Origin of the sequence: Enterobacter cloacae complex sp. 277I4, from assembly GCF_050031465.1 — a bacterium.
GTDB classification, from domain to species: domain Bacteria; phylum Pseudomonadota; class Gammaproteobacteria; order Enterobacterales; family Enterobacteriaceae; genus Enterobacter; species Enterobacter cloacae.
Genome location: NZ_JBLGWC010000001.1, coordinates 3,704,747 through 3,718,725, shown reverse-complemented (window position 1 = coordinate 3,718,725; position 13,979 = coordinate 3,704,747). Strand labels below are relative to the sequence as shown.

12 protein-coding genes are annotated in these 13,979 nt (G+C 56.1%); 10 read left to right on the top strand and 2 right to left on the bottom strand.

All coding sequences use genetic code 11. From position 1 onward, the window contains the following. Positions 1–19 precede the first annotated feature (19 nt). The gene (locus tag ACQG19_RS18105; RefSeq protein ID WP_246931993.1) at positions 20–760 is read right to left on the bottom strand and encodes a hypothetical protein; all 741 of its coding nucleotides are present in this window, start codon (positions 758–760) and stop codon (positions 20–22) included. 496 nt (positions 761–1,256) lie between these two features. On the opposite strand from ACQG19_RS18105, the gene ACQG19_RS18100 reads away from it, so the two are divergent. From ACQG19_RS18100 to ACQG19_RS18090, 3 genes are all read left to right on the top strand, one after another. After that, complete coding sequence (locus ACQG19_RS18100; RefSeq protein WP_161669597.1) at positions 1,257–1,517, top strand: YcgJ family protein; 261 nt, start codon at positions 1,257–1,259, stop codon at positions 1,515–1,517. Between the two features lie 217 nt (positions 1,518–1,734). Beyond that, entirely contained in the window at positions 1,735–2,931 is a 1,197-nt protein-coding gene (locus ACQG19_RS18095) for an NAD(P)/FAD-dependent oxidoreductase (RefSeq protein WP_246931992.1), read from the top strand. Next, positions 2,931–3,311, top strand: a complete 381-nt coding sequence (locus ACQG19_RS18090) for a DUF1641 domain-containing protein (protein ID WP_161669595.1) — start codon at positions 2,931–2,933, stop codon at positions 3,309–3,311. Before ACQG19_RS18095 ends, ACQG19_RS18090 begins: the two co-directional genes overlap by 1 nt. Positions 3,312–3,382: 71 nt before the next feature. On the opposite strand, the gene ACQG19_RS18085 is transcribed toward ACQG19_RS18090, so the two are convergent. Further along, positions 3,383–4,216, bottom strand: coding sequence for a MurR/RpiR family transcriptional regulator (locus ACQG19_RS18085; RefSeq protein ID WP_024908667.1), 834 nt, complete (start codon positions 4,214–4,216; stop codon positions 3,383–3,385). 292 nt (positions 4,217–4,508) lie between these two features. Here ACQG19_RS18085 and ACQG19_RS18080 point away from each other — a divergent pair, with 292 nt between their 5' ends. The 7 genes from ACQG19_RS18080 (at position 4,509) to ACQG19_RS18050 (ending at position 13,977) form a co-directional block, all read left to right on the top strand. Further along, positions 4,509–6,014: a CoA-acylating methylmalonate-semialdehyde dehydrogenase gene (locus ACQG19_RS18080; protein ID WP_029882251.1), complete on the top strand. Its 1,506-nt coding sequence runs from the start codon at positions 4,509–4,511 to the stop codon at positions 6,012–6,014. An 11-nt stretch (positions 6,015–6,025) separates the two neighbouring features. Continuing rightward, positions 6,026–7,951 carry a 3D-(3,5/4)-trihydroxycyclohexane-1,2-dione acylhydrolase (decyclizing) gene (gene iolD, locus ACQG19_RS18075; RefSeq protein ID WP_246931990.1) on the top strand — a complete coding sequence of 642 codons (1,926 nt, stop codon included), beginning with the start codon at positions 6,026–6,028 and terminating at the stop codon, positions 7,949–7,951. Positions 7,952–8,251: 300 nt separating this feature from the next. Next, positions 8,252–9,238: an inositol 2-dehydrogenase gene (iolG, locus tag ACQG19_RS18070; protein ID WP_057071783.1), complete on the top strand. Its 987-nt coding sequence runs from the start codon at positions 8,252–8,254 to the stop codon at positions 9,236–9,238. A 31-nt stretch (positions 9,239–9,269) separates the two neighbouring features. Beyond that, on the top strand, positions 9,270–10,199 hold the full coding sequence (locus ACQG19_RS18065; RefSeq protein WP_013098256.1) for a sugar ABC transporter substrate-binding protein: 930 nt from the start codon (positions 9,270–9,272) through the stop codon (positions 10,197–10,199). A gap of 48 nt (positions 10,200–10,247) precedes the next feature. Then, positions 10,248–11,795 carry a sugar ABC transporter ATP-binding protein gene (locus ACQG19_RS18060; protein ID WP_029882255.1) on the top strand — a complete coding sequence of 516 codons (1,548 nt, stop codon included), beginning with the start codon at positions 10,248–10,250 and terminating at the stop codon, positions 11,793–11,795. Between the two features lie 11 nt (positions 11,796–11,806). Further along, positions 11,807–12,835, top strand: coding sequence for an ABC transporter permease (locus ACQG19_RS18055; RefSeq protein ID WP_013098254.1), 1,029 nt, complete (start codon positions 11,807–11,809; stop codon positions 12,833–12,835). Positions 12,836–12,843: 8 nt separating this feature from the next. Next, positions 12,844–13,977: a Gfo/Idh/MocA family protein gene (locus ACQG19_RS18050; RefSeq protein ID WP_246931988.1), complete on the top strand. Its 1,134-nt coding sequence runs from the start codon at positions 12,844–12,846 to the stop codon at positions 13,975–13,977. Positions 13,978–13,979: the final 2 nt, after the last annotated feature.

Here is a 13,979-nt window from a genome sequence, read left to right as displayed (position 1 = left end):
ATGATAGATGAATTATTAATTAACATTGCGAGTAGTGGTTATACATATCACGTCCTCCCTTCTGCACTACTTTGAAAACATTACCCGGTTCATTACAGTGGCGACTTTCATAGAAGTTATTCGTTGTTATATTATGTAAACAGATAAGACGTGTTCCATTAGTAATATCTTCGCGATCGCGAGGAACCACTTCCTGTTCCGGTCCATACCAATATAATCTGGCTTTATCGCCCTTTGCGATAAATGGAGCGGGCCCGCCAGCAGCTTCCTTATATTCAAATGTAAATTTTTCTCCATCACAAACCATGTTCACCATACATTTTATATAGCTTGTAGTGTAAGATAAGTCTGAACCAGTGTTGGGCTCGTATACAGTTACATTTCTTTTCTCCCGGTATACAGAGTCTATGGTAACTGTTCTTCGGTTAAGTTCCTTAGGTAATCTTAGGCTAAGCTCATAATCTTGTTCATGCTGGCAACTTGATGGTAAGTTTATAAAAGAGGAAAACAAACCTTTTTCTTGCATAAGGTTTTTGCGCATCAAATTTCGAAATTGGATGAATACAGCGGAGTAGGTATGACAAAAATCCAAGAGTGTCAGGATAAAACCAAACAAGCTCAGTAATAAAAATGGGACATAACATACAAATATGTCAATGCTAGATGAGTAATATGCACCTATAGATAGTGAAAATAAAATCAGACCAAGCAACACAGCTAAAGATGCAGACTTTCCACGATTTCTTTCAGTGTCCATCATTCTGAACTCGACGCAATCGCAATCTCCTAGCCAGCATATCCTATAGTTCTTAGGCGATATTTCATATACAATGATATAAAGATCTCTGTTTTTGGGAATGCATTCAATGCAATTAAAATGTGGTGTGACTGGTCTCAAATCGTAATAACTTAAATAAAAGTAGCACTCATTGTAGGTGATTCGTACATATGAGGCATTGTTACCTTTCTCATCACACACTCTGTCGATTTTTACTTTGTCAAAGGGCAACCTGAGGCACTTGTACATATCTTTGCGAGCTAAATTATATTGGATGTTTATATCGTGGCTCAAATTATAGAAGAAATAGTCCATGAAAACAATTCATGCATTTTATGTATGATTTTATGAAATGTAATCACAGGGTGAATTTTAATTACCAGAAAACTGGACAGAACAACCTGAACGTCCAATCTGACGATTGCTCCGATCCGTTAAATTCACAGCCAGCAAAAGGCTTTTAGTTGTTGTCAATGGGATGGTATTTCAGCAAAATGAGGTTGCCTTTAAGCATGACCATTTTTTTAGCGAGTTAACAGAGACGTATCTCGGTAAGAAGGCTGCTGCAAACGAGGTGTTCACGTCGAGCAATGTCGATCTGACCGAATTCACCTTTGCCAACGGCATTTTCTGCGATGTAAAGGAACGACTGTGCCGTGAAGATCGCTATTATGGCGCGAACGGACAGCGTTCCGGGGCCGTATCTAAAAAGTACACAAAGCTGCTCTTTGGCGAATAATGGTAATGAAAAGAGACCACAGCCAGAGGCTACGGTATAGGGATATAAGTTATATTTTGTAGCGTACATTATAAATGATGATGTGATTATCAAAATTAAATTTCACATTAAGGATTAAATTGCGAGATATTATTCCATTGCTACCCTTTAGCTGAGCGTAACAGTGAAGCGGTCTGGTTACGTGAATTCCCATTCACTACCATGAGCGAATAAAGGAATGAAAAACCGCATAATTATTGTCGGCGGCGGCACGGGAGGGACGATTGTCGCCAACCTGCTGGCCAGAAAATTACGGCATGAATTTGCTGCCGGTCAGGTAGAGTTGATGCTGATTTCCGAATCGCCGGTGCATTACTACAAACCGGCGTTTATGTACGTCGCGTTTAACCTCTTCCACCACCATGAACTGGCCCGGCCTGAGCGGCAATTATTGAGTCCGGAAATTCGATTTATTACCGATAAGATTGAATCTTTCGATTTTAAACAGCGTCGACTGTACGGTGCCAGTAAGCAATATTACGACTGGGACCTGCTGGTTATCGCAACCGGCTGCACGCCTTTCCCGCAGAAAATCCCCGGGCTTGCCGAAGCGGGGGACCATTTTTATCAATATGCGGCGTCAAGACAGTTAGCGCATAAGCTCTCCACCATTAAAAAAGGGCGAATATTTATTACCGTCTCTTTCCCGGAAACTCCGAATGTTCCCCATCAGTGCGGCATCGCCCCCATTGAAACCACGCTGATGGTTGACGACTATCTGCGTCAGCGCGGCGTACGTAATCAGGTTGAGATCGTTTATACCTATCCGACCGTAGCGCAGTTGCTGCGAAACTGTCTGTTCCTGCAGCGTCCGGTGGGGGAGGCGCTGGGCGATATTTTTGCTGCCAAAGGAATACAGCATCAGCGCGGCTTTACCTTAAGTCATGTCGATCCTGACAGCAAAATTGCCTATTCCGCCGAGGGCGATTCACAGAACTTCGACATCCTGATGGCAACGCCTCCCATCAGGGCGGTTGAAGCAGTGCGTAATACGGGCCTCAGTGAGGTTCAGAACGGTGAAGGCTGGCTGCCGACGGATCACCAAACGCTGGGCGTCTACGGCCTGGAAGGGGTGTATGTGATCGGCGATACCGTTGACCTCCCGATCAGTAAAGCCGGGGGATCGTGCCACAACCAGGCGCCCATCATTGCTGATAACATTGTGGCGGAGCTGTACGGCAGACCGCCCGGAAGCGGTAACCATTATGATGGACGGGTTCAGGCCGTTGCGCAGATGGGACTCTGGGCCGGTATGCCGTTGGTGTATGACTATCGCAATGACGTGACGCCCATGCCTGCGACTAAACTTGGTGGCATGCTGCGAAACGGTTTTAACCGTGGTCTCTATTGGGGTGTCGTGAGGGGGATGTTCTGATGAGCGAACAGGAACAGTTACTTAAAAGCCTTGCCCCGCTCATGGCGGGCAATCGCCTGAATAATCTGGTTGATCTGCTGGCCTTAGCAGCAGACATGCTGGAAATGACCGATAGCGCGATGGTCGAAAAACTGGCTGGCGTATTTGAAGATGTGGTCACCGTCGGCTGGGAAGGCGGAACCGCGCTACGCATGGCGTGGGGAGAGCAAATTAACCGGGAAGGGGATATTTCGCTTCTGCAGGTGTTTGCCATGCTCAACGATCCTGATACCCGCCGCGGCATTATGCTTTTATTGCGGGTGTTACAGATTACGGGGCAACGTCTGAATTCCCTCTCTTCCGTCAGTTATTCTGATTGCCCCGAGATAAGGAGCCGTTAATGTCTGGCTGATGCATTTCAGGTGGTCGGGTATCGGCTATGCCTTACCCGGTCCACCAAACTGCGCCGGGGCTATTTCTCCCCACTCCCCAACCTATACGCCAGCGCCACCACCAGCGACTGCACCAGGCACAGCGTTGCCGATTGAGATCGAAACGCATCCACCTGCGCCTCTTTCACCACAAAGCAGAGATCGCTAAATGTCGCCAGCGGGCTAATCTGGCTGTCCGTAATCACAATCTGCCGCGCGCCGACGCTGGCGGCGGTTTCGCTGACCATCACCGTCTCTTCCGCGTATGGCGAGAAGCTGATCGACACCACAATGTCGCGCGCCTTAATGCGGCTGATCTGCTCACGCAGCATGCCGCCCATGCCGTCGAGCAGAATTGGGCGGCACTCCAGGTGGCTTAAAGCATAGGTGAGATAAGCAGCGACGCTAAAGGAGCGGCGCAGTCCGGCGATGTAGATGGTGTCCGCGTCGGCCAGAAGCTGTACGGCGCGCTCCAGCATCTCCGGTTCAGCACGGGCGGCCAACTGCTGCAGCGCCTGCGCGTTCGAGCGGGCAAACTCCTGCAGGATATCGAGCGGCGTTTCCGGCACGGCTTCGCTCTCCATTTCGCGGAACAGCCGCGCGCGATCGCTGTAGCTGGCGGTCTCCTCCACCAGGTTCATACGAAACAGCTGTTTCATCTCGTTGAAGCCGGTAAAGTCAAAGGCATTGGCAAAACGGATCAGCGTCGAGGGCGGCACATCGGCACGCTCGGCAATGACCGCAACCGTATCAAACGCCACACTGTTCGTATTATCCAGTACATAGCGGGAGACCTGCTGCAGCCTCTTGCTCAGGCTATCGTAGCGATCGCGGATTTGCTGCTGCAGTTCGTTCAGGCTGGTTGCTGTCGTCATGTTATCCCCCAAATACAGTCTTATGATTCTAAACGCAAAACCGCGTCTTTTAAATGTTGGCCATCCATCTGGCAGCAAAAATGAAACAGAAACTTCACTCATTTCATCGCCTGAAAATCCTTAATAGCGCACGCTGCGTCAGTGTTGTTGGCTGTTAACATAAAAATCCATCCTTGATCACAATAATCATCATTTATTTTATTTCAACTTAAAATGGAATATTTGTTTCATATATAGTGTTCAGTACACAGTGTTCAGGTAACAGTCACGTATCAACAGCGAGAGGTTAAGGATGGAGACGGTAGCGAATTTTATTCACGGCGAATGTGTCACCGGTTCAGGCCAGCGCGTTCAGGCGATCTTCAACCCGGCCACCGGCGAGCAGATCCGTCAGGTGGTGATGAGTACGGCACAGGAAACGGAGCAGGCGATTGCCGCCGCGCAGCAGGCGTTTCCGGCGTGGGCGCGTCATTCTCCGCTTAAGCGCGCGCGTGTGATGTTCCGCTTCAAAGCGCTGCTGGAAGAGAATATGGAACGTCTGGCCCGTCTTATCAGCGAAGAGCACGGCAAGGTCTTCTCCGACGCGGTAGGCGAGCTGACCCGTGGCCTGGAAGTGGTGGAGTTCGCCTGTGGCATTCCGCATCTGCAAAAGGGTGAACACTCTGCCAACGTGGGCACCGGTGTGGACAGCCACTCGCTGATGCAGCCGCTCGGCGTCTGCGCCGGGATCACGCCGTTTAACTTCCCGGCGATGGTGCCGATGTGGATGTTCCCGATTGCGCTGGCGACCGGCAATACCTTCGTGCTGAAACCATCAGAAAAAGATCCCTCTCTGGCGCTCGCGCTGGCAAAACTGCTGAAAGAGGCCGGCCTGCCGGACGGCGTGTTTAACGTGGTGCAGGGGGATAAAGAATCCGTTGATGTGCTATTGACCGACCCGCGCGTGCAGGCCGTGAGCTTTGTTGGCTCTACGCCGATTGCGGAATATATCTACCAGACCGCATCCGCCCACGGCAAACGCTGTCAGGCGCTGGGTGGGGCGAAAAACCACTGCATTTTAATGCCGGATGCCGACATGGAGATGGCAACCAACGCCATTATGGGCGCGGCCTACGGCGCGGCGGGGGAACGCTGTATGGCGCTTTCTGTGGTACTGGCGGTGGGCGATAAAACCGCCGATGACCTCTGCGCCCGTCTGGAAAAACAGATTGCCGCGCTGCGCGTTGGGCCAGGGCTGGACCAGACGCCAGAAAACGAAATGGGACCGCTTATCTCCTCCGCGCACCGCAGCAAGGTGCTGGGCTACATTGACAGCGGGGAAGCGCAGGGGGCGAATCTGCGCGTGGACGGCCGCGGCTTTAGCGTGCAGGGGCACGAGAAGGGCTATTTTGTCGGGCCGACGCTGTTCGATAACGTCACCCCGGAGATGACGATCTATAAGGAAGAAATTTTCGGCCCGGTGCTTTCTGTGGTACGTGTAGCAGATTACGCCAGCGCGGTGGATCTGATTAACCGCCATGAATATGGTAATGGTTCAGCCATTTTCACCCGCGACGGCGGCTGCGCGCGCCGCTTCTGCGAAGAGGTGCAGGCGGGCATGGTAGGGGTTAACGTGCCGATCCCGGTGCCGATGGCGTTCCACAGTTTCGGCGGCTGGAAGCGCTCGATTTTTGGTGCACTCAACGTTCACGGTAACGACGGCGTGCGTTTCTACACCCGAATGAAAACCGTCACCGCACGCTGGCCGGAAATGCAGCAGGAGACAGGCGCTGCGTTCTCCATGCCGACGCTGGGCTGACAGGAGGTTTTATGCAAACCGAACGTATGACCATGGCCCAGGCGCTGGTCCGGTTCCTTAATCAACAGTACGTCAGCATGGATGGCATTGAAACGCCCTTCGTGGAGGGCGTGGCGACCATTTTTGGTCATGGCAACGTGCTGGGCATCGGCCAGGCGCTGGAACAGGATCCGGGCCATCTGCAGGTAATGCAGGGCTGTAATGAGCAGGGCATCGCCCACATGGCGACAGGATTCGCCAAACAGCATCGCCGTCAGCGCATTTTCGCCGTGACTTCTTCCGTCGGGCCGGGAGCCGCCAATATGATCACCGCGGCGGCGACCGCCACGGCGAACCGTATTCCGCTGCTGCTGCTGCCGGGGGATATCTACGCCAGCCGCCAGCCGGACCCGGTGTTGCAGCAGATCGAGCAGTATCACGATCTGAGCATCAGCACCAACGACTGCTTCCGCCCGGTCTCCCGCTACTGGGACCGCATCAATCGCCCGGAGCAGTTAATGAGCGCCATGTTAAATGCGATGCGAACGCTCACTGACCCCGCAGATACCGGTGCGGTAACCCTTTGCCTGCCGCAGGACGTGCAGGGCGAAGCCTGGGATTACCCGCTGAGCTTCTTCGCGCGTCGCGTGCATCACATCGAGCGTCGACCGCCAGATCCGCAGCGTCTGGCGCAGGCGCAGGCGTTGATTGCGCGTAAACGCCGTCCGCTGGTGGTGTGCGGCGGCGGTGTACGCTACTCCGGCGCGCATGAGGCGTTGCGCGAATTTGTCGAAACGCTGCATCTGCCGTTTGCCGAAACCCAGGCCGGAAAAGGGGCGCTGGTAAGTGACCACCCACTTAATATGGGCGGGGTGGGCGTGACGGGCGGAATGGCCGCCAACCAGCTTGCGCCGCAGGCCGATTTAGTGATTGGCGTGGGGACACGTCTTACCGATTTTACCACCGGCTCCAAGGCGCTCTTTTCCCACCCGGACGTCGAGTTTCTGCTGCTGAACGTGGCCGAGTTTGACGCCCTGAAGCTTGACGCCACCGCGCTGATTGCCGATGCCCGGACCGGGCTGCAGACCTTAACCCACTCGCTCAGGGAGTATCGCAGCGGCTGGGGAGAGGAGATTGCGCAGGCAAAAGTCGCCTGGCACGACGAGTGCCGCCGTCTCTGGGATCGCCAGTGGCGCCCGGACGAGGCACCGGAAGTGGCGGGCCATCTTGATGCCCAGCTGACGGAATATGGCGAGACGCTCAACACCCGCATGACCCAGACGCGGGTACTGGGGCTGATTAATCAGCATGTTGAAGATAACGCCATCGTGGTGGGCGCAGCCGGTTCGCTGCCGGGAGATTTACAGCGCCTCTGGCAGGTCAAAATGCCTGATACCTATCATCTGGAGTACGGTTACTCCTGCATGGGTTACGAGATTGCTGCGGCGCTTGGCGCGAAGCTTGCCCGACCCGGGCAACCGGTTTACGCCATGGTGGGGGATGGCTCTTACATGATGCTGCACTCCGAGCTGCAAACCGCGGTGCAGGAGGGCATTAAAATCACCGTTCTGCTGTTTGATAACGCCAGCTTTGGCTGCATTAATAACCTGCAGATGGGACATGGAATGGGAAGCTTTGGCACGGAAAACCGCCACCGTAACCCGCAGACCGGGCAGCTTGACGGGCCGCTGGTGAAGGTCGATTTCGCGCAAAACGCGGAAAGCTACGGCTGTCGCGCGTGGCGGGTATATGATGAGCAAAGCCTGCTGGCGGCGCTGGAGGCGTCCCGCGCCCATCCAGGCCCGACGCTGCTGGACATCAAAGTGCTGCCGAAGACCATGAGCCACGATTACGCCTCCTGGTGGCGAACCGGCGATGCGCAGGTAGCAGCGTCTCCTGCCGTGCGCGAAGCCGCGGCGCAGACGCAGGCGCAGGTGAAAAAAGCACGTCAGTATTAAGATTTCCCGCCGTAACGAAATTTTCATTTCATTTTTCTTTTTCCCCTCACCCTAACCCTCTCCCACTGGGAGAGGGGATAGTTCGGTGCGGTTTTCCCTCCCTCTCCCTGAGAGAGGACCGGGGTGAGGGGAAGATGTCCTCCCTCCCATGTTGTGAGATTGATAACAAAATTTATCTCATTCATCTCAAAAGTGTTAACCCACGCTCAAAAACATAATTTTCACTATTTATAAAAATGAAATAAATGTTTTATTTAAAGGGTCGTTAGTTCACAGCATTCACCAACACCGGGAGCCGTTATGTTTAACATTGCTTTACTGGGCGCTGGCCGAATTGGCCAGGTACATGCAGCTAACATCGCCAGCCACAGCGCGACCACACTCTGGTCCGTGGTTGACCCGAATCAGGAATTTGCCACCCGTCTCGCCACGCAGTATCAGGCCCGCCAGCAGAGCCTGATTGAGGCGATGACCGACCCAGACGTTCATGCCGTGCTGATCGCCTCGGCGACCGATACCCATGCGGACCTGATTGAAATGGCCGCCCGTCATGGCAAAGCCATCTTCTGTGAAAAACCGGTACACCTCGACCTCGCCCGCGTGCGCGACTGCCTGAAAGTGGTTAAAGAGTACGACGTGCCGCTGTTCATCGGCTTTAACCGCCGCTTTGACCCGCAGTTCCGCCGCGTGAAAACCGACGCCCAGGCCGGGCGTATCGGCAAACCGGAATCGCTGCTGATCATCTCCCGCGATCCGTCTCCACCACCGGCGGAGTATGTCCGCGTCTCTGGCGGCATGTTCCGCGATATGACCATTCACGACTTTGATATGGCGCGCTTCATCATGGGTGAAGAGCCGGTGTCAGTGTATGCCCAGGGCAGTAACCTTGTGGATCCGGCGATTGGCGAGGCGGGGGACATCGACACCGCATTTATCGTTCTGAAATATGCCTCCGGCGCAATGGCGACCATCGTCAACAGCCGCCGCTCCTCTTACGGCTACGACCAGCGCCTGGAGCTGCACGGCTCTGAAGGGCTGCTCTGCGCGGGCAATATTCTTGAAAATCAGGTGCAGCACTACGGCAAACAGGGTTGCACCAGCGCGCTGCCGGAACACTTCTTCCTGCAGCGCTACAAATCCGCTTACGCCGCGGAATGGGAACACTTTGTTGCGGTATTGCGCGGCGAAGCAATGCCTGACTGCAGCGGCGATGATGGTGAACGTGCGCTGTACCTCGCGGATAAAGCGCTGGAGTCGCTGCGTAGCCAGCGCGAGATCGTCCTCTAAACACAACCACCCTACACAGAGAGACATAATAATGAAAAAGCTGATCTTAGCCGCCCTCATCGCCATGACGTCCGGGGCTGCCCTCGCCGAAAACGAGCAAATTGTTTTCAGTACGCCAAACCTGGCGATGCCGTTTGAAGTTCACATGCAGCGCACGGCGGTGAAAGCCGCAAAAGAGATGGGCGTCAAGTTGCAGGTGCTGGATGGGCAGGGCAGTTCACCAAAACAGGTGGCTGACCTGGAAAACGCCATCACTCGCGGAGCGCAGGGGTTCATCGTCTCCCCGAACGACGTGAACGCGGTCTCCAGCGCGGTGGATGAAATTCAGGATGCGAAGCTGCCGGTGGTCACCCTTGACCGCTCCGTCGACAGTCAGAAGAAAGTGCCGCACTTTGGTGCCAACAACTATAAAGGCGGCCAGGCGATTGGCGACTTCGTGAAAAGCAAATTCCCCGACGGGGCAGAGATCATTCTGCTCACCGGCCAGCCGGGTTCCTCTTCCAACATCGAACGCACCAAAGGGATCCGCGACAGCCTGAAAGCGGGTGGCGATAAATACAAGATCGTCGCCGATCAGACCGGCAACTGGATGCGTTCTGAAGGGATGCGCATTGTAGAAAGCGTTCTGCCGTCACTGCCGAAACGCCCGCAGGTGATCCTTTCCGCCAACGATGATATGGCGCTGGGGGCGATTGAAGCCCTGCAGAGCCAGGGCGTGAAGCCCGGTGAAATCCTGGTAACCGGCTTTGATGCGGTTCCTGAAGCGCTGGCTCGCGTGCGTGACGGCTGGCTGGCGGTGACTGCGGATCAGCGCCCGGGCTTTGCGGTGCAAACGGCAATGAGCCAGCTGGTGGCCAACGTGCGTGAGAAGAAAGCCATCACCGGCGCGGACTACCCGCCAACGCTTATCACCAAAGAGAACCTGCAGCAGGCTGAGCGTATCGGTGAGGCCGGTAACTAATATGTCCCGAGCCGCCTTTGGCGGCTCATCATGAGGAGGAGCAGACAGATGTCGCAACCCTTACTGAAAGTGACCGAGCTGGCGAAAAGCTTTTCCGGCGTCTGGGCGCTGAGCAATGCCCAGTTGACCGTCGGGCCAGGAGAAATCCACGCCCTGCTGGGGGAAAACGGGGCGGGAAAATCCACGCTGCTGAAGGCGCTTGCGGGCGCGCAGCCGCAAACGCGCGGGGAGATCTGGTTCAACGGCGAAACGCTGCCGGTAGATGACTCCCCGGTGGAACGACAGAACAAGGGCATTATCACCATCTATCAGGAATTTAACCTGCTGCCCAACATGACCGTCGCGGAAAACATGTTCCTTGGGCGCGAGCCGCGCAAGCGGAACCTGATCGTCGATGAAAAAGCGGTAAACCAGGAGGCGCAGGTCATTCTCGATTACCTGCAGCTGAACGTCGCGCCGACCACACCCGTTGCCCGCCTGAGCGTGGCCCAGCAGCAGATGGTCGAGATCGCGAGAGCGCTGACCCTCAACGCCAGGCTGATCATCATGGATGAACCTTCCGCCGCGCTGAGCGACAGCGAAGTAGAAAGCCTGCACCGTGTGGTGCGGGAGCTTAAAAACCGCGGGGTGAGCATTATCTATGTGACACACCGCCTGCATGAAGTTTTCCAGCTTTGCGACCGTTTCACCGTTTTCCAGGATGGCCGTTTCACCGGTACCGGCGCGGTGGCAGAAACGAACGTAGAGCAGCTGATCCGCCTGATGGTCGGGCGCGACGTGGCGTTTAACCGCCGTCCCGCCAGCGAAACCCACCATGAGGATAAACCCATCCGTCTGGCCGTGAAGGGGCTGAGCCGCGAAAAGCCGCCGCTGGATCCGCACGGTATTGCCCTGCATGACATCAGCTTCCATGTCCACGCGGGTGAGGTGCTGGGCATCGCCGGACTGGTGGGGGCCGGACGCACCGAAGTGGCCCGCTGCCTGTTTGGCGCAGACGCGTTTACCTCTGGCAGCTTTGAGCTTGACGGCGTGCCGTACCAGCCGCGCGACCCGCTGTATGCCCTCGATCAGGGCGTGGCGCTGGTGCCGGAAGATCGCAAAAAAGAGGGGGCGGTGCTGGGGCTGTCGATTCGCGACAACCTGTCGCTCTCCTGCCTTTCGTCACTGCTGCACTGGCGCTGGTTCGTCAATACCCGCAAAGAGGACGATCTGATTGAGTCCTACCGCCAGGCGCTGCAGATCAAGATGGTCAACAGCGCGCAGGAGGTGCGCAAGCTCTCCGGCGGTAACCAGCAAAAAGTGATCCTCGCGCGCTGCATGGCGCTCAACCCACGGGTGCTGATTGTCGATGAGCCAACGCGTGGCATCGACGTGGGGACCAAATCAGAAGTGCACCAGGTGCTGTTTGACATGGCGAAAAAGGGCGTGGCGGTGATCGTGATCTCCTCCGATCTGCCTGAAGTGATGGCGGTGTCCGACCGGATCATCACCCTGAGCGAAGGCCGGGTCACCGGCGAGATCCACGGCGATGATGCCAACGAAGAGCGGCTGATGACGATGATGGCCATCAACCACAACGCCCTGAACGCGGCATAACGGAGTTTCTCATGACGCAGATGATTTCTAAAACGCAGGCCCCGGTCAAACGCGCCGGACGCATCGATCCCATCGCCTTCTTCGAGCGCTTTGGGGTGCTGATTTTCATGATCCTGCTGCTGATCTTCTTCCAGTCGCAGAACAGCAATTTTTTCTCTGAACGCAACATTTTCAACATCCTGACCGAAGTCTCCATCTACGGGATCATGGCCGTGGGGATGACCTTCGTCATCCTGACCGCCGGGATCGACCTCTCCGTCGGCTCCATTCTGGCGGTGTGCGCCATGACCGCGGCGTACGTGATTAAAGGCGACAACTTTACCACCGTCGACCCGAACGCCTGGGGCGGTATGAGCTGGCTGATTGGGCTGGGGATTTGTCTGGCGATGGGCACGGCGATTGGTTTTCTGCATGGCCTGGGCGTCACCCGCCTGCGCCTGCCGCCGTTCATCGTCACCCTCGGGGGGATGACCATCTGGCGCGGCCTGACCCTGGTGATTAACGACGGCGCGCCAATCGCCGGTTTCGATCAGGGCTACCGCTGGTGGGGACGGGGCGAGCTGCTCGGTATCTCCATTCCGATCTGGATCTTCGCCATCGTCGCCGTTGGCGGTTATCTGGCGCTGCACAAAACCCGCTGGGGGCGCTTCGTTTACGCCATCGGTGGCAACCCGGAGGCGGCGCGTCTGGCGGGTGTGAACGTGAAGCGCGTACTGGTCAGCGTCTATGTGCTGATTGGCTGCCTGGCGGGGCTGGCGGGCTTTATTCTCAGCGCGCGACTGGGGAGCGCCGAGGCGGTGGCCGGGATCTCCTTTGAGTTGCGCGTCATTGCCTCGGTGGTGATTGGCGGCACCTCGCTGATGGGCGGCTACGGACGCATCGGCGGCACCATTATCGGCTCCATCATTATGGGCATTCTGATTAACGGCCTGGTGCTGATGAACGTCTCGGCTTACTACCAGCAGATTATCACCGGGTTAATTATCGTTCTGGCGGTGGCGTTCGACACCTACGCCAAGAGCCGTCGCGGCGCACTGTGAGGATCACGATGAAAGAGGTTCGTATTGGATTAATTGGCACCGGGTATATCGGCAAGGCGCATGCCATCGCCTATGCCCAGGCCCCGACGGTATTCAACCTGCGCGGCAAGCTGGTGCGTGAGATGGTGGCCGAGGTAAACCCGACGCTGGCGGCAGAGCGAGCGCAGGCGTTTGGCTTTAACCGTTCAACGGGAGACTGGCGGGCGCTGGTGGCCGACCCGGCCATTGATGTAGTGGATATTTGCTCGCCCAACCATCTGCATAAAGAGATGGCGCTGGAGGCGATCCGCCACGGCAAGCACGTTTACTCGGAAAAACCGCTGGCGCTGAACGCCCACGACGCGCGTGAGATGGTCGAGGCCGCTAAGCGGGCTGGGGTGAAAACCCTGGTGGGCTTCAACTACATGAAAAACCCGACGGCGCAGCTGGCGAAAGAGATTATCGCCCGCGGCGAAATAGGCAAGGTGATCCACTTCTACGGCACCCACAACGAAGACTACATGGCCGACCCGCTTTCGCCCATTCACTGGCACTGCTTCAAAGAGACTGCCGGGCTGGGGGCGCTGGGCGATCTGGCGGCGCATATCGTCAATATGGCGCAGTACCTGGTGGGGGAGATTGAGCAGGTTTGCGGCGACCTGAAGATTGTGGTCCCGGAACGTCCGGCGAAGGCCGGGTCGTCGGAGATGATTGCCGTCGAAAACGAGGATCAGGCCCACGCGATGGTACGTTTCGCGGGCGGGGCGCAGGGTGTGATTGAAACCTCCCGCGTCGCCTGCGGCCGCAAGATGGGGTTGTCATATGTGATCACCGGAACGAAAGGCGCCATCAGCTTCACTCAGGAGCGCATGGCCGAGCTGAAGCTCTATCTGCATGACGATCCGGTCAACCGTCAGGGATTCCGCACGCTGCTGGTTGGCCCGGCACACCCGGACTACGGCGCGTTCTGTATGGGCGCAGGCCACGGTATTGGCTTTAACGATCAAAAAACGGTGGAAGTGCGTGACCTGGTGGATGGCATTGCCGCCGACGCACCGATGTGGCCGGACTTTGAAGAGGGGTGGAAGGTCTCGCGCGTGCTGGACGCCATCGCACTCTCACACCAGCAAGGCCGCTGGCTGAACGTGAATGACATTGTCTGAAG